The organism is Legionella lytica (genome assembly GCF_044626755.1).
In the GTDB taxonomy this organism is placed as follows: Bacteria; Pseudomonadota; Gammaproteobacteria; order Legionellales; family Legionellaceae; genus Legionella; species Legionella lytica_A.
Map to the genome: position 1 here is coordinate 755,219 of NZ_JBGORX010000001.1, position 18,059 is coordinate 773,277.

Consider the following 18,059-nt stretch of genomic DNA (forward strand, 5'->3'; position numbering starts at 1 on the left):
GAAAGCATTAATGATTCAGGCTAATAGGCATCCTGCACTCTCTTTAAAAAATTAGCGAGCAACCCGCATCCAACCAATAACACCTTTATCTGCTAAGTGATAATGCCCATTTTTCTTTATTAATTTAATTCGTCTGGCATAGCTCTGTTGCTCCCACAATGTATTCGCATAATTTTGCTCAGCAATTAAAATATGCTCTTTCTCCACACCTACAATCACAGAAACATGGCCATGCACGCCTTGGATGGTGTTATATATAAGTAAATCATGGGGTTGTGGCTTTTCTTTAGTAATACCATTAGTATAATGAAGCCAGGATTTTTTTTCCTGTGTAGTTAATTGGGTTGCTGTTTTTAAATTCCAAATTTGATAAGCATGATCGATAGATGCAAAAGTGTATCCTTTTTGTGTTATTAACCAGCGACGTGCATACTCAACACATTGCCATTTCATCCCCGTTTTTACTAATGAGTTGTTATTTAGTTTTACATAGTGCCAACGAGAGCTTTCGCAATCATTAGAGCAATTACTGTATGCGCTTACTTCATTTATACCACCTAACTTTTTTCCAAAAGATGTAGCGCATTTGTTCAAACATGTTTTATTTAAATTAGGTGCGGAATAGGCCAGAAGTGATAAAGGAAGTAAACTCATACTTACTAAAAGAACACCAGGAGTAATAAAATACATATGAGAAATCTCCGAATCAATGATAACTAAGCCCTAAATTGGTGAGAATGACAGCACCATTTTAAAGTGGTTTGAACTCTATTATTCCTCACCACACGAAAAAAATCCAAGACTCTCTTAACTCAATAACGAATATCCTGGTTTCTAATAATGACGGAGATACCACCATACGAGTTTCTGTTAACTAAATTATATTCCATTTGTTGAGTATGAAACCAAAGTAGCATAGGATAATGAAGTTCATTCGAAAGCTTCTTTAATTTTCTTAACAAACGATGTTCAAACTTTGTTTCTTAACCTATGAAGGAATGTGTACATGATATGCTTAGAATTGATTTCCTTAGAGCAAGTCAAATCAGATAAACAATTGTGGAAAACACAAATGCAAGATTATGAACATCAAGTTCAATGTTATTTTGAAGAAAAAATTGGAGCATCGCGATTAACCGCGGCGCATAGGGTCGCTCTGGAAAGTTTAAATGAGCTCATAAAAAATGCGATTGATGCCGGAGCACATAAGCTCTTTTTAGAGGACATTTCAAACACATTAGCTTCCATTTGTATTTTCGATGATGGCGATGGATTTTCTACGGATTTTTTAGGGCCAGACAGTGTATCTGTAAATTATGCTAAGAAATTATCGGGCTGCAATTCCCTTATTTCTCATAAAATAGGCCAGAATAAATTAGGTGGTCAAGGGCGAGGCTTAGCTCAAGCATACGAAGTAATCAAACAGTTTGATGGCCAAATTATTTGCTCTCATCGCCAAGATAAAATGAAAGGTGCATCTATAACGTTTAACTCATCCAATACTCCTGTTTCAACTGAGGACATTTTCGATTTATTTAATGCGGCAAGATCTTCATGGAGCTCTCATTACTGTCAATACGATCAGGAGCAAGGTGAAGCAATAGTCAGCCAAATGAAAGATAGTTTTCGCTTGTTTGTTCGAAAATCCTCTAGGGAAAGCAGTCAAAGCCTAAATACGTCGAACGACCCTTTAGGGCTGGCAGAAATAGAGCTAAAACCGTTATATGCTCCTCACTAGTTTCATGAAGTTAGGGCATAAACCACTTGATGTCCTGGTTATTGTCAAATAATATATTCTCGACTATCAATAGCTTAGAGGTGATTTATGCTAACCAAGGATAAGCTTGTACATTCAGTTATGGCCGCATTTTTTGTTCTTGCCACAAATAGTGCAAACGCAACTGATGGAAATGAAGCTCCCGCAATGGAAAAATGTTATGGCATTGCTAAAATGGGTATGAATGATTGCTCCACGGCCACCGCATCATGCGCGGGCTCAGCAACTAAAGATCAGCAAAAGGATGCTTTTCTTTTTATGCCTAAAGGACTTTGTGAAAAAATTGTAGGTGGAAGCCTCAAATCAGAATAAGGACATAAATATGAAACAAAGGATTGCCCATTGGGTTTTGTTATTTATTAGTTTAATTACCTTCTCTGCTGCGTTACACGCAGAGGCAGAGACCCTTATCCTCGATAATCATCATACATATATTGCATGGAACATTAAACATTTAGGTTTTTCAACGCAAACAGGTAAATGGTATGCAACAGGGCAGCTTATTATTGATAAAGAGCATCCTGAGAATAGCAAAGTTGTAGCGAATATTAATGTAGCTGATATCGTAACGGGTATACCTGAGTTAGATAAACATTTAAAAGGTAAGTTATTTTTTGATGTAGAGCGTTTTCCTAAGGCAACGTTTGTCAGCGATAAAGTTCATGTAACGGGTGAAAATAAGGCAGATGTTAGTGGTGTTTTAACACTGCACGGTGTGAGTAAACCCGTTGTGTTGCATGTGATCTTTAATAAAGCCGCCATGAATCCCATCAATAATAAGATGACCGCAGGATTTACTGCAACCGCGACCATTAAACGCTCCGATTTTGGAATCAATACTTTATTACCTTCTCTTGGTGACGAAGTGGAGCTCAATATTAATGCGGAAGCGTATCAGGATAAAAAAGCAGGGTAGTTTTAGTGGTAGCCCCTATTAGTGCAGCACAATACGGGCTACCTTTATGTTATTTCCTTAAAATAACCTAAGGAATCACAATGCAAATTAAAAATACCACAACCCGTTTTGGTCTAATTGCTATTTTGCTCCATTGGATTATCGCAGCACTCCTCATGGGTTTATTAGCTCTGGGCTTATACATGGTGAATCTCCCCATTAGTTTGGAAAAATTAAAACTCTATGGATGGCATAAGGAGTTTGGCTTCCTGGTGCTATTTCTTGCCCTGTTTCGCCTTATTTGGCGTTTAAGTAATACCACACCTGAGTTAGCATTACCCTGGTTAGAACAAATTGCGGCACGGAGCATGCATGGGATTTTTTATGGATTTATGTTGGCTATGCCGATTACTGGTTGGTTAATTACCTCCGCAGCAGGCTTGCCCGCTTCTTTTTTTGGTTTGTTTTCTTTGCCTAATCTGGTGGCTCCCGATCCAAATAAACTCACATTATTTGAGTGGATGCATCAGTGGCTTGGTTATGCGCTGATTGTTGCAATTTGCTTGCATGCGGCGGCGGCGTTGAAACACCATTTTATTAATAAGGATGATATTTTACGGAGGATGCTACGATGAAACTAAGTCAACAAATTATATTTTTAATCTTATCGTTTTGTTCGAGTGTTTATGCGGATTCATTACCTCAATGGGAGATTATTCCCGCAGAAAGCAGTATTAGTTTTACAGGAACGCAAAATAATGCGCCAGTAACCGGGGCATTTAAGTCATTTAAGGGAACAATCCAGGTTGATCCGATAAAACCTGAAAGTGCCTCGCTCGATTTTATTATTAGTATGGATTCACTTTCAGTTTCTTATGCTGATCTAGCAAATATCTTGATCACTCCAGAATGGTTTGATGTGAAAGCGTTTCCAACTGCAGTGTTTAAATCCAATAAAATTAATAAGATCGATGAACAACATTATACGGCGGAAGGTATTTTAACCATTAAAAATAAATCTCAGCCTGTCGTTTTGACGTTTACTGCATTAGAGTCTCCGAAAGATCATGGAGTTGTGGAAGGTTCAACCCAAATTAAACGTAGCACTTTTGGTGTGGGATTAGGGGAGTGGGCGAGTACTGATGCTGTTAAGGATGAGGTCACGGTTAATTTTAAGATAGCAGCATCGCGTAAAAAATAAGGTATTGATACTCGTATTACGCCGAGGTTCTACGGGCTATATTACGGTTGAATAAAAAATTTGCATGCTTTTTGTGTAAATAATATACTCATATTGATTGGCGTAGTTTCACTTTTTAATGTAGTCAAGGAAAAAGGAACTCGAATATGATAATCAAACCATTGGTGGCGGGAGTAGTACTTATCTCTTCTATGTTATTAGCAAATAGTCCAAATCAATCAGCTTGTTATAAAGAATTTCATGAGGAGAAAGGATGGCATATGGTTTCTAAAACCTGTCCTATTCCTCCGGCGCGAAGTTGGCAAGAATATTATAGTGGGGGCTATACTCAACCTTCATTGTAGAATGTGTGTTTGCAGCTCGATTTGGCCAAGTGACAACACTAAAGGAAATCGATTGTAAGAGTACTAGATAACGCTTTTATTATAAAGTGCAGTAAAAAATACTGCACACATTATTTCAACGTTATCAACCATTTCCTGGACGAATATTACGTAAGTCATTTTTAAGCGTTTCAGGTAGCTTGTATTCTTCTTCAGGAGATTTTTTAGCACGTGCCACTGCAAATAACCCCTTAGTCCGGAGAGAGTCGGGTAACGATTCTTTAAAGTTTTTACTAATTTTATTATAAATATTCTCTTTTAACTCGTTACTCCAAGTGCCAAATAGTGAGTTCGAAAAGACATAGTCCGCATCTTCTTTATTACGACTATGGCCTAGCATGTCCCGGAAAATATTAGAATAAGAATTTTTTTTAACAGCATCCATTAAGATGTTATCTCTAATTAATACGCTTATTAATTCCGGTTTACGCCAGCAAATAGTTAAAATAAAAGCCCTCACACTTGTATTTTCAAATAAGAATACTTTTTTTAAATCAGGGTCTTGAACAATAAAATTAATAACTTTCTCAGCAGATGATTTGATTGATGGATGCGTTTCTCTAAATAGGATGTACTCGATAAGAGTAAGAGCATATTTCTCATTCTCGTCCTTTTTATCTTGAATTAAACCTGTTTTAAATTCAGGATCGCCCAAAAGAATAGGTAATTCATTGATATATTTTCGGTGAATCATTATTTCTGCTTCTTTTTGAGCACTAAAATCTTTTTTATTTTCTCTATTTTCTCTATTTTCTCTATTTTCTCTATTTTCTCTATTTTCTTCTAATTCCAACATTGTTTTATAGCGTTCAAACTCGTTACCTAAAGCACGCTTGTAATCATTAAATTTCATTATGTCTCCATAGATGTAGGGGCTGGGGTTCTCGCATTTTATAGCTTACATGGATGTAGGATTTGCTCATGCGATTCATCAAAAAACTGCAATTCGTATTCTACTGATTGAGCAAAAGCAGCCTTCATTTTCATTTGCGTACTCTGGCTTGACTCTAGTGCTAAGCTGTCAATCACATCAGTAAGAGTTAGTGTTGCCTCAACAAAGGTGGGGCTGGAATAGGTTTGTATCCAGTCTTTATAAGGATTTTTAATTAATTGGTTGGGGGCTAATTTTTTGCTTCCTAATTGATAATAAACCCAAAAACAAGGAAGAATACTACAGAGCGATACGGGAAGCTCTTCGGTATCCTGCGACTTTTTTTGAAGGTGATCAATATAGGATGAAATTGCTAAGCCAGCTTGAGATGTATCTGTGTGGGTAAAATACTTTTTATACTGTTCTTGCATGCGTTGTTCACCGGCAATGATGTCGGTGTGCAAATAGTCTAGTTGTTGTGACAGCCTGGAATTAACATTCATTGCTCTGGTTGAAATGTTTTTTAGTACTAATGCATAGTGATGCAGGTAAATATAGTCATCATGTAAGAAGTTGCCGAAAGCGTCCGCTTTTAAGGTCCCGTCAAACAATTGTTGATTAAATGGATGTTTATAAATCTTTTCTAAGTTTTGAGCAATATGAGGTGTCTTCAATAAAGAAAAAACAAAATTAACCTTTGGTGCTGGAAAAAAAAATAGGCTTTTACTGTACATAATTCACTCTTCCTTCGCTGGCATTATCCAGTGCAGGTACTAAGGGTTATTCTCAGCTAAACCGGGTATTGGTTTAGCACCCCTGGTGATAAAAATTTGATCTTACGGTTTAAACTATGGGCTTGTCAATAAATTTTGTTGGTTCCTATTGGATAAAATTAAGGTGAGATACTGTTGCTGATGTAGTTATAAAGTCTCGTATTTAGTAACGGAGCGAATTATCGCGGCTTGAACGCGATACCACGGTCAAGCCGTGGTGATTCGAAAGCTTTATAGAAGAGCTAGTTGAAGCAACCCGGTGATTAATTTCTTAGTTCTTTATCTGGGGTATTTAATATAATTTTTCTTTGTTCTGTTAAGCCAAACACCACAGCTTCATGGCTTAGTTTTTGTAAGTTTTGAAGAAGGCGTTTCGTTGGGCTGAAATATAAATGTGTGGCTTGATTATTTTTCTTTAAAAGGTTTTGGAATTGCTCCACATCAAAATCGTGTTCTTGCTCTTCATGAAAACACTTCAATACGTCATTAAGTAACTGCTTTTTGCTGTCATTACGCTTCTTAAATAGCGGATTACTGCTTTTTGTCAGGTTAGTCTCTATATCCTTTTTGATGGTTAAAAGTGATTGAGATAAGTTGGAAGAAAAAATTTCTTTTTGAGTTTTAAGATCTTTTATTCGAGCCTCTTGTAATAGTTTTCCAGATTCCAACCAAGAGGAATCATTGACCTCGCCTTCGTTAGCCCCAAGAAACTTCATCATTCCTAATGGATTCTCATGTAATGGAATTGAGTTTGGCGATTTAAATGCATGTTGTAATTGATACTGGTTGAATGATAGCGGTTGGACCTCCTTAATCAATTCAGGGCTATTCATTACGTATTTACCAAAAAGAGCGTGGGCGATTTCAACAGGACCTGTTGTACAGACAATGATGGATTTAAGATAGAGATTAATTTCTTTTTTTCTATAGTAGGTTAAAAAATCCTCATCATTTAACTGGAGAATCTGTTTGCTCTCGGCATATTCTTTATTAAAAAATAAAAATTTAACTAGGTTAAGGTTTTGTTCTAACTCATTTCTGAGTCTTTGTATGGTATCCGCTGATGATTCATTCCCTTGCTTATTAAAACGTAAAAACAAATCATTACTCGCCATGCTTTGTTGAATGTAATTCCTGTAGCTACGTGATGAGCTCAATGGCCTTGACTCAACAAGGCCGGGTTGTTGTTTCAGATCTTTTGATTTAGCAATGTAAAGGGTTTCGGAACGATTTCTCATCAATCGGACGATGTAACGAGTTAATAAGGTATCTCTAAATTGTTTTTCAACCTGTTCATTAAAATCATTGTCGTAATGTGTCAGTTTCATTAATAGGTTCTTGTGTACTTTATTGATCAACCGGCCTGCGGCTCGTTCATCAACTACCGCAATAAAATCATTATTCGCCAAGATAAACTCTTTACTTCCAAGTTTTAAACTACCAATGTTAAGTAATAGGGGAGCATCAACATCGATAAGTTCTGGAAGTGCTGATGTATCTATTGGATAATCAAAATCAGAATAAGTACCCAATTTATAAAAGGGAGATAGCCATCTTAATATATCACTGGCAACAGCAAGATTCCCGCCCTGAGTTAAATGGCCAATTTCATCGTCATAAAAATGAAATAATCTTTGCTCATTATCCGAAACAATCTCGGTTTGTGCGATGCGTACGTCCACTGGGATGATACGATGTTCTTGGCAATAGTGCATTAGCTCTTGAATTGCATTACTATTAAGAAGCGATGAATCGTAAATCAAATGAATGACATCGGACCGATTGGTCTCACGCATTTTACTGAGACGAATCTGATTTTCTAAATTCATAAATAGATCGCGATTATTGCTCAACCATATTTTTATGTGATGGTGTGGATTGTATCTGTATGTATTCATAATCATATTTTTTTTAATTAGTATTAATTTAATTAAAGTATTAGATTGCTGAATATTCCACTTTATGTTATAAATACGGCGCTTTTTAAATACACACACGTTTCGGCACGTACGTTAGGGTCCCTCGGGGTGGCGTATGGGGAACGTGGAGGCTTAACCCTGGAGAAAAAATAATGAATGTAAGTATGCGTGAATTGCTCGAATCGGGCGCTCATTTTGGTCACAGAACACGTTTCTGGAATCCTGAAATGGGAGAGTACATTTTTGGTGCTCGTAACAAGATCCACATTATCGATCTAGAAAGAACAATGGTTATGTTAAACGACGTAGTTAACTATGTTGGTCGTTTAGCTTCTAACAAAGCAAAAATCCTTTTTGTTGGTACTAAAAGAGCTGCTCAAGAAAGCATTCGTGAACACGCGAAGCGTTGTGGTATGCCTTATGTTGATCACCGTTGGTTAGGTGGTATGTTAACTAACTACAAAACAGTTCGCCAGTCTATCTTCCGTTTGAAAGAATTAAAAGAAATGAAAGAAAAAGGACTGTTCGAAGGGATGATCAAGAAAGAAGCATTAATGCTTACTCGCGAGCTTGAAAAATTAGATCGTGGCTTGGGTGGTATTGAGAACATGGGCGGATTGCCTGATGCATTATTCATTGTTGACGTTGGTTTCGAACACATTGCTGTTGAAGAAGCTCGTCGTTTGAAGATCCCTGTTATTGGTGTTGTTGATACAAACAATAGCCCAAAAAACATTGATTACATTATTCCTGGTAATGATGATTCTATGCGTGCAGTAGACATTTATGTTCGTTGCATTGCTGATGCTATTTTAGATGCTAAAAACAGTAATACTGTTGGTGGAATTTCTTCTGACGCTGAATTCGTTGAAGTTGTTGAGAAGGAAAGCAGTGCTGAAAAAGCTGGTGAATAATTAATATTATGAATAGGGGCAGGTAGGTTGTAAAACCTAACTCAGCCCCTTTTTTCTATGCGGAGAAAATGAAGATGTCAATTAGTGCAAAATTAGTCATGGAATTACGCGAGCGTACAGGCGCAGGCATGATGGAATGTAAAAAGTTCCTTATCGCTACCAATGGTGATATTGAAGCTGCTATTACTGAAATGCGTAAAGCAGGTCAAGCAAAAGCTGATAAGAAAGCAGATCGCGTTGCTGCTGAAGGTGTTGTTATTATTGCACGCTCTACTGATGGACGTTCTGCTGTAATGATTGAAATCAACAGTGAAACAGACTTCGTTGCTCGTGATGAGAACTTCACAAGCTTTGCAGACAAAGTTGCAGCTGCGGCATTAAATAGCTCAGTTACTACAGTTGAGGAATTGTCTGCACTTACATTAGATACTGGTTCTGTAGAGCAGGCAAGACAAGAACTTGTTGCTAAGATCGGTGAAAACATCAAGTTACGTCGTATTGAGCGTATGAGCACTGATGGCGTGGTTGGTCACTACATGCATGGTTCACGAATTGGCGTAATAGTTGCGCTGAAAAATGGCGACGAAACTCTTGCTAAAGACATTGCAATGCACATCGCTGCAAGCAAGCCACTTGTTGTTAGCCGTGACCAAGTTTCTGCTGATACAATTGAAAATGAGCGCGAAATTTTCACTGCTCAAGCTAAAGAAAGTGGAAAGCCACAAGAAATTATCGACAAGATGATTGAAGGCCGAATCAACAAATTTGTTGATGAAGTAAGCCTGTTAGGTCAGCCTTATGTTAAAAACCCAGATATGAAAGTGGGTCAACTTTTAAAAGAGAAAAATGCTGAAGTAATCGCATTCACTCGTTATGAAGTTGGTGAAGGTATTGAGAAGAAAGAAGACAACTTTGTTGAAGAAGTTATGGCTCAGGTTCGCTCATGATGAATGACAGTCACCTAAAACTAAAATATAAACGTATTCTACTCAAGTTTAGTGGCGAAGCTCTTATGGGCAAGTCACAGTTTGGTATCGATCCTGCGGTTTTAGATACTTTGGCCAAAGACATCGCTGAACTAATTCAAATGGGCGTAGAAGTTGGCTTGGTATTAGGTGGTGGTAATTTATTCCGTGGTAAAGCGCTTTTTCAAGCTGGAGTTGGACGTGTAACCGGTGACCATATGGGGATGCTGGCTACTGTTATGAATGCTTTAGCAATGCGAGACGCATTGGAGCGTATCGATTTACCTGCTCGTATTATGTCAGCTATTCCCATGATGGGAGTAGTTGACTCATACCACAGACGTAAAGCGATTACTCATTTGCGTACAGGCCATGTAGTTATTTTTGCTGCCGGAACAGGGAATCCATTTTTCACTACAGATACTGCAGCTTGCTTAAGAGCAATTGAAATAGGCGCTGATGTGGTTTTAAAAGCGACTAAAGTAGATGGAGTTTATTCCGCTGATCCAGTTAAAAATCCTGATGCCACGCGTTATGATTATTTAACTTATAAAGAGGTATTAACCCAAGGCTTAGAAGTAATGGATTCAACGGCAATTTGTTTATGCCAAGATCAAAACATGCCTTTACAAGTGTTTGACATGGCTGCTCCTAATGCGCTAAAACGCATTGTAGAGGGCGAACGTGTAGGAACTATCGTTGGAGCGAATAATGATTAATGAGATTAAGCAAGACTCAGAAAGACGTATGAAAAAAACCATTGAATCATTGCAAGTTGATATGACAAAGATTCGTACTGGAAGAGCTAATGCTGGTTTACTGGATCATGTTCAAGTGGATTATTATGGTACCCCAACTCCTTTAAACCAAATCGCGAACATCACAGCAAGTGATTCACGAACCATCACGGTTACTCCTTGGGAAAAGTCTATGGTTGCTGCTGTTGAAAAAGCAATATTGACTTCTGACCTAGGGCTTAACCCATCAACTGCGGGTGCTGCGATTCGTGTACCTATGCCTCCATTAACGGAAGAGCGTAGGAAAGAGTTGATTAAAGTAGTACGTAATGAAGGTGAACAAGGAAAGGTTTCTATTCGTAACATCAGACGCGATGCAAATAGCCAATTAAAAGACTTAGTTAAAGATAAATCTATTTCTGAGGATGATGAACGTCGTGCTACAGAAGTAATTCAAAAATTAACTGATAAATACATTGCTGAAGTTGATGTGCTGTTAGCTAATAAAGAAAAAGATTTGATGGAAATTTAATCATTTCGTGAGGCCTGGTTGTTTTCAGCCAGGTATTACTCATCCGATTTCATTTGCTCCGTTTAAGAAACGCTTGTGCAGACAACCAGGCTACACTGTTTAATAAATATCCGAACATTTTTTTCAAAATATTGGATGTCAAGACTGTTTTTTATTTTTATCTTTGATAACATACGTATGTTTTCACACCTTTAAAATATCCTGTGGATATCTCTAATTTTAATCAATCACTTTAATTCCCTTTCTTTATCTCCAACCAAGAAAAGCCTTTGTTTTATAAGGATCTTAGTCTATTTTCTTTTTGGGTATTAGAGAAATGTTATCCACAAAATCTGTGGATAACTCTGTGTATAGGGTGTAAAATTTCCTGTATTATCAGTAAAAATGACCATGTGTTAGAGCTTATCAATGTGCTTCCACTATATATATGGACGAGATTTAACTAAGGAGCAAGTATGGCCGTAAGGGATGAAAAGCAATTTAATCCAACTTATCAGCAAGCATGTGCCTACCTATCAGATTTAGATGACGATTGGTCATTAATCATCGAGAGGATCGGTCCTTGTGGGTTAGAGCCTAAAATAACAGAAGAACCTTATGAGCGATTGATTCGTGCAATTGCACATCAACAGTTACACGGTAGGGCGGCTGAAGCGATTTTAAAACGTTTTTTGGCTTTATTTCCTGAAAGTAAATTTCCTGAACCTCAGCAAATTTTATCTATTGAGAGCGATATTATAAGAAAATGTGGTTTTTCTATGAGAAAAATTAATACAATAAAAGCCATTGCTGAGGCTACTCTTTATGACCATGTACCCACATTTGCCCAGGCCCAAAAGTTATCCAATGACGAGTTGATCCATAAGCTGACCGTTTTACCCGGAGTTGGGCCTTGGACGGTTGAAATGCTTTTAATTTTTAATCTAGGGCGTTTAGATGTGCTTCCCGTTCATGATTTTGGTATTCGAGAGGGGTATAAACGGATGAAATCTTTGGATAAACAACCAATGCCTAAAGAGTTGGCAAAATTAGGAGAGCCTTGGAGTCCTTACCGAAGTATCGCCTCATGGTATTTATGGCGGGCATAATTTGATTAACAATTAATCAATCCTCTTTTACTAAGATCTGGCTCAGCACTCATCCTCGCTCTTTGATAATTTGCTGAGGCCTTTGTCTTTATAAATCCCCCACATAATCCCACGATTCGACCCACATAATTTGTTTTAACTCACCGGACTTTCCGGCTTGTTGAAAAAAATGCTCTTTGCTTTCATCATTGGAGGCAATAATCACCATATTGGCACTTTTTTTAATAGGAACAACCAATGTGTGTTTAAAGAATTTCTTTACTAATTGAAACATGGGCCATTGTTCTCTTATATTGGCGAGATTCAGGGCTAAGAAGCCATCCTGTGCAATAATTCTTTGGCATGAACTAAAAAATAACTCATTGTTACATTCTGGAGGAAAAAAATTGGCGTTGTAGAGATCCACCATCAAATGTTTATAAGTTACATTGGTTTGGGCAACGTAATCCATGGCATCGGCATGAATAATGGTCAGATTTTTAAGCTCTTCTGCTATAAAAAAGCGTTTTGCAATATCAATGATTTCATTACTTTTATCAATTACAACTAACGGTGGAGGGGGCTCTTCTATGGATAACATTAACGGGATTCCAGCGCCGCCAAGCCCCAGCAAGCAGCTTGGTCCTGGATATTGGCGTGCCATTAAGGTTAAGCCAGGTAAATAATGAAGAACCGGCTTTTGTGGATGGCGCCGATTAATTACTGTTTGTAGGGCCCTTGAGCCTAAAGTTAACCAACGATAAAAAAAATTTTGATAAACCTTATAGCCTGAAGGCGATTCATAAATACATTTGCCAAACTTTGTTTTCCACATCGTAGTGTGTCTATTCTGTTTGAAAGGGGTAGATGGAACCCAGCTTAAGTATCTGCGTTAATTCATCTAAGGCCTGGAAGCTCTCAGTAATTAACTGTGGATCAACTAAATCCGCTGTACTTAATTCGGTACGGTAATGTTTTATTACCCAAGTATCTAGAGTATCCAATAACGGATTATCCACCAAAACACCTTGATGCATCGCTTGTAGTTCTTGTTCTTGTAAAGGAACACGTAATCTTAAGCACGCAGGGCCCCCACCATTGCGCATACTTTGTTTCAGATCCATATAATGCACTGAATTAATTGGATTTTGTTTATCAGCAATTAAATCGTCAATGCAGCGCCTAACCCGAGGGTTAGTTTCACATTCAATCGGAGCAACCAACATCATCTCATTTTTATTCGCTAAACTAATAATTTGTGAGTTAAAAAGATAAGATTCTACCGCATCTTTAACACTCAGTTGTTCTTTGCTGATTTCAATAATGGATAAGGGAAAGGTTGCTTTTTCACGTAATTCATTTAAAACCATTTCTTGGTTATGGAATGCTTGCTCATGGACAAGAAATACGGACTCATTCGCAACCGAAATAACGTCATTGTGAAAAACTCCTTGGTCTATCGCCACAGGGTTTTGGCATGCGAATATAACCTGTTCCCTCGGTAATTGGTGATTACGTACAATAGCCTCAGATGCTTCCAACGTTTGACGAGCAGGGTATTTGTTTGGGCCGATAGAGTGTTCCCCTCTATTTAACGCTTTTCTGCCATAGACAAAAAGGTGAATGCCTGATTGCGAGTGGCTTTTACAAATACGACTATGATTCGCCGCCCCTTCATCGCCCGTTACCGTAGAGCGAGGCAATATTGGATGATGACGAAAATAGGCCGCATCGGCAAAAATAAATTGCAGAAGTTTTTGCGAAAAATCAGCCTCTTGGTGGCGGTGCAAATTGCCAATCAGATTGGCTGCGGTAAAATGAGTTTTTTGATCTAAGGTATCGATACTCGGTGAAACGGTTGCGGCATTGGCAGTCCACATGCTGGAAGCTGAATAGCTGGCACTAAGAATCTCAGGCGCTATTTTAAAGGCTTTATTTATTTGTTCTGCGACACTCCCTTCAAAGCCTAATTGTCGCAATAGTGCAAGATTTGGGCGTTGGTGAGGGGGTAATACCGCTTGTTTTAGTCCCATGTTATGCAAAAGGCGCATTTTTTCTAAGCCTTGTCGCGCCGCTGCTTGGGGATTAGCCATGCTGAATGCATTATTTATCGAAGCAACATTACCCGCAGCCAATCCCGCATAATTATGGGTTGGGCCTACCAAGCCATCCATGTTTAATTCATACATTGTCATTTACTAATCCAATATAATGCCAGGTAATTGTTGGGCTGGCGTTGTTAATAAGGGCTGTTCCATGCTCGCTACTGGATAGGCGCAGTAATCCGCAGCAAAATAAGCACTGGGGCGGTGATTGCCGCTAAAACCAACTCCGCCAAAGGGTAGATTGCTCGCAGCCCCCGTTGTAGGTCTATTCCAATTAATCAATCCTGCGCGAACCTTTTGATAAAAGCTCTGGTAATTTGCTTCATTATCACTGAGCAGACCTGCAGCCAAACCATAACGTGTTTGATTCGCTAAGCTAATTGCTTCATCAAAATGTTTATAGCGATGAATTTGAACTAAAGGGGCAAAAATCTCTTCATCCGCGGGTTTAGATACTTTAGTCATATCAATTATGCCAGGAGAGAGCAAACCAGTATTTTCTGCCAATAAACTCATGGATAATAAGGATTCACCACCCGATTCAAGCAGCTTTTTTTGACTTTGCAAGTGTTTTAAGGCTTGGTCATAGCTAATTACTGGACCCATGAAGGGCTCTGGTTGTTGATCATAGGGACCTACTTTTAATGCTTTGCAGGCGTTGATAAAGCTTTGGAGAAATGCATCGCCTTGGACTGTATCAGGAATCATAACTCGTCGTGCACAGGTACAACGTTGACCTGCAGTAAGCAGGGCGGAGAGTAGTGTATGATATACAGCTGCATTAATGTTACTGATTTCATCAATAACTAAGGGATTATTGCCACCCATTTCTAGAGCCAGAATTACTTCGGGGCGATCACTAAATTGTTGATGAATACGTAAGCCGGTTGGATAACTGCCTGTAAAATAAACGCCTTGAATATCTTGAGCTAAAAGCACTTTACCTGAATGAGCATCCCCCTGGATGCAATTGATTACACCAGCAGGTAATCCACTCTCATGCCAACATTGCATAATTAATTCAGCTACTGCTGGGGCTTGTTCGCTGGGTTTATAAAGAATTGTATTCCCTGCTAAAAGAGCTGGGACAATATGTCCATTACTTAAATGTGCAGGAAAATTAAAAGCCCCCAAAACGACAACAACACCTTGAGGTTTAAAACGGAGACAGGCATTTGCTTCGGCTGTTGCATTGCGTTTTGCTGCGGTGCGTTCCTGGTATGCCAGAATCGATATGTTAACTTTTGCAATGACCGAACTTACTTCCGTTTGTGATTCCCATAGCGGTTTTCCCGTTTCTTGAGCGATAAGTAACGCGAGCTGCTCCCGCTTTTTTTCGACTTGTTCTGCAAATTTTTTAGTGAATTGAGCTCGTTGTTCAAAATCAAGAGCTGCCCATGCGGGTAATGCCTGATGAGCGGTTTCTGCTGCTGCAGAAATGTCATGTTCTGTGGCGCTGACTCCCTGCCAGAATACGGTGCCGTAACTGGGATTAATAGATTTTAAAACAGAACCATTACTTTTTACCCATTGACCATTAATATATTGACCTTTGCTTTGCATCATCATTTTAGCTTCCTAAGGTGTGGTCGCAATTTGTAAGGGAGAAACACGTACGATATCTCCTCGATTTACCTGCAGCAGGTCAGCGGTTTTTTTGCTGAGAATACAGGTGTTTTGTTCTTTATTAATTAACGCGGTATTGATGGTGGCACGAAAATTTAATTGAGCATTTGTTAATAAGTAATTTGAGCTACTCACTTCATCACTTAGGCTGCTGACGGTAACTAAACGACTTAATTTAACTGTTTTTATTTCGTTTAATGGTACTTCAAGGGTGGGCCCACCATCAAAAATATCAACGTAATTGTTATAACGAAAACCTTCTTTTAATAAGATACTCATTGCCGGTGCAGTTAATGGATGTGGCTGACCAATGACAGCCTGTGCCTCTGCCGAAAGTAGTTTGACGTAGATTGGATTGCGTGGCATTAAATCAGCAATAAATTGCTTATCCGTGGCCAAGGTCAATCTATCAGCTTCGGCAAAAGGCATTTGGAAAAAATGGCTGCACACATTATCCCAGAAGGGAGAGCGTCCATGCTTATCGGAAACACCGCGCATGTCAGCAATTATAATTGAGGCAAAACGCGCAGGAAATTGAGCCATAAAAATAAAACGCCCTTTAGAGAGTAAGAGCCCATTATTGTCTTTTCGGTATTTAGGATTTAAAAAGAGGGTGCATATCTCACTACGCCCTTGATTATCGTTTACCAGGCTTAATACCTCATACTCACTGCGTATGTTTAAGGTGCGTGATATCCGTGTACGTTTAGATAATTTATATGAATAAAAAGGCGTATCATGGCCTATACGAGCTTCAATCGCAGATACACCAACAATTTCCTTGTTTTTCTGATTTTCCAATACGAAGAGATAGTATTCACTATTTGGATGGGTTATCTTTTTTTTATACGATGCGGAGGACCACTCGATCCGTTTTTTCAATAAATTAATATCCTTAGGAAGCGTCGTCATCCCTATACCGCTTTGTTCTGCCAAATCATGAATTGCTTCTAAATCAGAGTCAAGCGCGCTACGAAATAGCATCATTTATGTAAGTCCTCTAAACCACCTTGCGCCAAATCAAGCAAAAGCAAGGCACTTAGCGTTGCTCGCTCAGCTAAACTATCCAGTAAAATATATTCGTCATGGCTGTGTATATTTCCGCCTCGTACCCCTAAAGTATCTAAAACAGGTAAGCCATGACGGGCTAAGTTATTGCCATCACAGCAGCCGCCACTGTCTTTCCAGTCAATGGTTAAACCCAGTTCTTTACCTAAATGCTGCACTCGCTGAAATAAGCGTTCTGTACCGGCGCAGACTCTCTTGACTGGTCTACCGAACGTCCCATGCATCGCTAAAGAATAATCAGGACGTTTTAATTTCTGGCCAATTTTAGCGAGCTCTTCTTTTACCCATTGCTCATCTTCGGGTTGACTGATACGGATATCGAGTTTTGCAACCGCCTTATCAGGAACGACGTTTAATGCTTCACCGCCGGCAATTTTACCCACATTGATGGTAACGCCTTCACGTTTGCCGTTTAAGGAGTGAACTTCACAAACCGCCTCCGCTAAATAGCAGATAGCATTTCTTCCCTCTGCAAATGCTCTGCCGGCATGAGCCGCCTTGCCTGTGGCAATTAGCGTGTATTTAGCGCTACCTTTTCGGTTTTTTGCCAAAGTTCCTGTAGGTGTCATTGCTGGCTCATAAACTAAGGCGGCTTGATAGTTAGATGCTAATTCATCAAAAAGAATACTGGAGGCAGGCGAGCCAATCTCTTCATCTGAATTAATCAAGACATCCCAGCCTAATTGAGCAGCCTGTTCTGATTGCTCAAAAGCAGCCAAAGCGTGCAACATGACGATTAAGCCACCTTTCATATCGGCCACACCGGGACCATTTACATGGTTATCATCAACGTAGGTTAATTTTTGAAAAGAGCTAGTCACTGGATATACAGTATCCATATGACCGCTCAGTAGGATTCGTCGTTTTAAATGAGGACGTTTTCTAATGAATAATGCATCACCACAGCGTTGTATGGCTTCATCTCCAGACATATTAATTACAGATAAAGGAATTAGTTTTTTTACCTCAATTGCATCAGCAATAGGTTTGTACACGTCACTAAGTGCGGTAGCGACTTGCGCTAGTCCTTCTAAGTTAGTCGTTCCGGAATTAATCTCGCAAAAATCGTGTAACTGTTGCACCATAAGTTCTTGGTTATTGCTTATAGTACTTAGTAGTTGTTTGTATGGTTCCATCATGATTTCAAACTCTAAATCTTAATTTTAAACAATAGCTTAAATTGAAAAGATTCACAACTAGAGTGTTTGTCATATTATTGACTCCCT

General features: G+C 38.8%; 20 protein-coding genes and 1 riboswitch. Of the genes, 11 read left to right on the top strand and 9 right to left on the bottom strand.

Translation table 11 applies throughout. The features are described 5' to 3' along the window. Positions 1-51 precede the first annotated feature (51 nt). Positions 52-690: a CHAP domain-containing protein gene (locus ACD661_RS03145; protein ID WP_400186239.1), complete on the bottom strand. Its 639-nt coding sequence runs from the start codon at positions 688-690 to the stop codon at positions 52-54. Between the two features lie 316 nt (positions 691-1,006). Between ACD661_RS03145 and ACD661_RS03150 the strand changes: the two genes are divergently transcribed. The 6 genes from ACD661_RS03150 (at position 1,007) to ACD661_RS03175 (ending at position 4,217) form a co-directional block, all read left to right on the top strand. After that, a complete protein-coding gene (locus tag ACD661_RS03150) occupies positions 1,007-1,738 on the top strand; it encodes an ATP-binding protein (protein WP_400186241.1) in 732 nt (243 codons plus the stop codon). Positions 1,739-1,825: 87 nt separating this feature from the next. Beyond that, positions 1,826-2,089, top strand: coding sequence for a BufA1 family periplasmic bufferin-type metallophore (locus ACD661_RS03155; RefSeq protein ID WP_400186242.1), 264 nt, complete (start codon positions 1,826-1,828; stop codon positions 2,087-2,089). A 10-nt stretch (positions 2,090-2,099) separates the two neighbouring features. Next, positions 2,100-2,693: a YceI family protein gene (locus ACD661_RS03160; RefSeq protein ID WP_400186243.1), complete on the top strand. Its 594-nt coding sequence runs from the start codon at positions 2,100-2,102 to the stop codon at positions 2,691-2,693. An 80-nt stretch (positions 2,694-2,773) separates the two neighbouring features. After that, positions 2,774-3,307: a cytochrome b gene (locus ACD661_RS03165; protein WP_400186245.1), complete on the top strand. Its 534-nt coding sequence runs from the start codon at positions 2,774-2,776 to the stop codon at positions 3,305-3,307. Next, positions 3,304-3,873 (top strand): YceI family protein, encoded by a 570-nt coding sequence (locus ACD661_RS03170; protein ID WP_400186247.1) that lies wholly within the window; start codon positions 3,304-3,306, stop codon positions 3,871-3,873. The genes ACD661_RS03165 and ACD661_RS03170 overlap by 4 nt, the downstream gene beginning before the upstream one ends. Before the next feature lie 146 nt (positions 3,874-4,019). Then, a complete protein-coding gene (locus ACD661_RS03175; protein WP_400186249.1) occupies positions 4,020-4,217 on the top strand; it encodes a hypothetical protein in 198 nt (65 codons plus the stop codon). Between the two features lie 124 nt (positions 4,218-4,341). On the opposite strand, the gene ACD661_RS03180 is transcribed toward ACD661_RS03175, so the two are convergent. The 3 genes from ACD661_RS03180 to ACD661_RS03190 all read right to left on the bottom strand — a co-directional run bounded on the left by ACD661_RS03180 (position 4,342) and on the right by ACD661_RS03190 (position 7,798). Beyond that, positions 4,342-5,109: a hypothetical protein gene (locus ACD661_RS03180; protein WP_400186251.1), complete on the bottom strand. Its 768-nt coding sequence runs from the start codon at positions 5,107-5,109 to the stop codon at positions 4,342-4,344. 38 nt (positions 5,110-5,147) lie between these two features. Continuing rightward, complete coding sequence (locus tag ACD661_RS03185) at positions 5,148-5,861, bottom strand: TenA family protein (RefSeq protein ID WP_400186252.1); 714 nt, start codon at positions 5,859-5,861, stop codon at positions 5,148-5,150. Further along, a riboswitch (TPP riboswitch) is annotated at positions 5,853-5,955 on the bottom strand. Its footprint overlaps the gene before it by 9 nt. A gap of 208 nt (positions 5,956-6,163) precedes the next feature. Next, positions 6,164-7,798, bottom strand: coding sequence for a glycosyltransferase family 88 protein (locus ACD661_RS03190; RefSeq protein ID WP_400186254.1), 1,635 nt, complete (start codon positions 7,796-7,798; stop codon positions 6,164-6,166). 170 nt (positions 7,799-7,968) lie between these two features. Here ACD661_RS03190 and rpsB point away from each other — a divergent pair, with 170 nt between their 5' ends. The 5 genes from rpsB (at position 7,969) to ACD661_RS03215 (ending at position 12,055) form a co-directional block, all read left to right on the top strand. Next, a complete protein-coding gene (gene rpsB, locus ACD661_RS03195) occupies positions 7,969-8,733 on the top strand; it encodes a 30S ribosomal protein S2 (RefSeq protein WP_400187219.1) in 765 nt (254 codons plus the stop codon). A 74-nt stretch (positions 8,734-8,807) separates the two neighbouring features. Further along, positions 8,808-9,680, top strand: coding sequence for a translation elongation factor Ts (gene tsf, locus ACD661_RS03200; RefSeq protein ID WP_400186256.1), 873 nt, complete (start codon positions 8,808-8,810; stop codon positions 9,678-9,680). After that, positions 9,677-10,417 carry a UMP kinase gene (gene pyrH / locus ACD661_RS03205; protein ID WP_252578911.1) on the top strand — a complete coding sequence of 247 codons (741 nt, stop codon included), beginning with the start codon at positions 9,677-9,679 and terminating at the stop codon, positions 10,415-10,417. The genes tsf and pyrH overlap by 4 nt, the downstream gene beginning before the upstream one ends. Further along, entirely contained in the window at positions 10,410-10,967 is a 558-nt protein-coding gene (gene frr / locus ACD661_RS03210; protein WP_400186257.1) for a ribosome recycling factor, read from the top strand. Before pyrH ends, frr begins: the two co-directional genes overlap by 8 nt. Before the next feature lie 455 nt (positions 10,968-11,422). After that, positions 11,423-12,055: a DNA-3-methyladenine glycosylase family protein gene (locus tag ACD661_RS03215; protein ID WP_400186259.1), complete on the top strand. Its 633-nt coding sequence runs from the start codon at positions 11,423-11,425 to the stop codon at positions 12,053-12,055. Between the two features lie 88 nt (positions 12,056-12,143). On the opposite strand, the gene ACD661_RS03220 is transcribed toward ACD661_RS03215, so the two are convergent. The 5 genes from ACD661_RS03220 to ACD661_RS03240 are packed head-to-tail and all read right to left on the bottom strand — an operon-like array spanning position 12,144 to position 17,972. Beyond that, the gene (locus ACD661_RS03220) at positions 12,144-12,869 is read right to left on the bottom strand and encodes a spermidine synthase (protein ID WP_400186260.1); all 726 of its coding nucleotides are present in this window, start codon (positions 12,867-12,869) and stop codon (positions 12,144-12,146) included. A 10-nt stretch (positions 12,870-12,879) separates the two neighbouring features. Continuing rightward, positions 12,880-14,229, bottom strand: a complete 1,350-nt coding sequence (gene astB / locus ACD661_RS03225; protein ID WP_400186261.1) for an N-succinylarginine dihydrolase — start codon at positions 14,227-14,229, stop codon at positions 12,880-12,882. 3 nt (positions 14,230-14,232) lie between these two features. Beyond that, on the bottom strand, positions 14,233-15,708 hold the full coding sequence (gene astD / locus ACD661_RS03230; protein ID WP_400186262.1) for a succinylglutamate-semialdehyde dehydrogenase: 1,476 nt from the start codon (positions 15,706-15,708) through the stop codon (positions 14,233-14,235). Positions 15,709-15,717: 9 nt separating this feature from the next. After that, a complete protein-coding gene (gene astA, locus ACD661_RS03235) occupies positions 15,718-16,752 on the bottom strand; it encodes an arginine N-succinyltransferase (protein ID WP_400186263.1) in 1,035 nt (344 codons plus the stop codon). Further along, positions 16,749-17,972 (bottom strand): hydrolase, encoded by a 1,224-nt coding sequence (locus tag ACD661_RS03240; protein WP_400186265.1) that lies wholly within the window; start codon positions 17,970-17,972, stop codon positions 16,749-16,751. Before ACD661_RS03240 ends, astA begins: the two co-directional genes overlap by 4 nt. Positions 17,973-18,059 lie beyond the last annotated feature (87 nt).

What these genes read in the sequence shown, in the direction of transcription:
- ACD661_RS03145 (WP_400186239.1), bottom strand. Translation starts at nt 690, where the DNA reads ATGTATTTTATTACTCCTGGTGTTCTTTTAGTAAGTATGAGTTTACTT.
- ACD661_RS03150 (WP_400186241.1), top strand. Translation starts at nt 1,007, where the DNA reads ATGATATGCTTAGAATTGATTTCCTTAGAGCAAGTCAAATCAGATAAA.
- ACD661_RS03155 (WP_400186242.1), top strand. Translation starts at nt 1,826, where the DNA reads ATGCTAACCAAGGATAAGCTTGTACATTCAGTTATGGCCGCATTTTTT.
- ACD661_RS03160 (WP_400186243.1), top strand. Translation starts at nt 2,100, where the DNA reads ATGAAACAAAGGATTGCCCATTGGGTTTTGTTATTTATTAGTTTAATT.
- ACD661_RS03165 (WP_400186245.1), top strand. Translation starts at nt 2,774, where the DNA reads ATGCAAATTAAAAATACCACAACCCGTTTTGGTCTAATTGCTATTTTG.
- ACD661_RS03170 (WP_400186247.1), top strand. Translation starts at nt 3,304, where the DNA reads ATGAAACTAAGTCAACAAATTATATTTTTAATCTTATCGTTTTGTTCG.
- ACD661_RS03175 (WP_400186249.1), top strand. Translation starts at nt 4,020, where the DNA reads ATGATAATCAAACCATTGGTGGCGGGAGTAGTACTTATCTCTTCTATG.
- ACD661_RS03180 (WP_400186251.1), bottom strand. Translation starts at nt 5,109, where the DNA reads ATGAAATTTAATGATTACAAGCGTGCTTTAGGTAACGAGTTTGAACGC.
- ACD661_RS03185 (WP_400186252.1), bottom strand. Translation starts at nt 5,861, where the DNA reads ATGTACAGTAAAAGCCTATTTTTTTTTCCAGCACCAAAGGTTAATTTT.
- ACD661_RS03190 (WP_400186254.1), bottom strand. Translation starts at nt 7,798, where the DNA reads ATGAATACATACAGATACAATCCACACCATCACATAAAAATATGGTTG.
- tsf (WP_400186256.1), top strand. Translation starts at nt 8,808, where the DNA reads ATGTCAATTAGTGCAAAATTAGTCATGGAATTACGCGAGCGTACAGGC.
- pyrH (WP_252578911.1), top strand. Translation starts at nt 9,677, where the DNA reads ATGATGAATGACAGTCACCTAAAACTAAAATATAAACGTATTCTACTC.
- frr (WP_400186257.1), top strand. Translation starts at nt 10,410, where the DNA reads ATGATTAATGAGATTAAGCAAGACTCAGAAAGACGTATGAAAAAAACC.
- ACD661_RS03215 (WP_400186259.1), top strand. Translation starts at nt 11,423, where the DNA reads ATGGCCGTAAGGGATGAAAAGCAATTTAATCCAACTTATCAGCAAGCA.
- ACD661_RS03220 (WP_400186260.1), bottom strand. Translation starts at nt 12,869, where the DNA reads ATGTGGAAAACAAAGTTTGGCAAATGTATTTATGAATCGCCTTCAGGC.
- astB (WP_400186261.1), bottom strand. Translation starts at nt 14,229, where the DNA reads ATGACAATGTATGAATTAAACATGGATGGCTTGGTAGGCCCAACCCAT.
- astD (WP_400186262.1), bottom strand. Translation starts at nt 15,708, where the DNA reads ATGATGATGCAAAGCAAAGGTCAATATATTAATGGTCAATGGGTAAAA.
- astA (WP_400186263.1), bottom strand. Translation starts at nt 16,752, where the DNA reads ATGATGCTATTTCGTAGCGCGCTTGACTCTGATTTAGAAGCAATTCAT.
- ACD661_RS03240 (WP_400186265.1), bottom strand. Translation starts at nt 17,972, where the DNA reads ATGATGGAACCATACAAACAACTACTAAGTACTATAAGCAATAACCAA.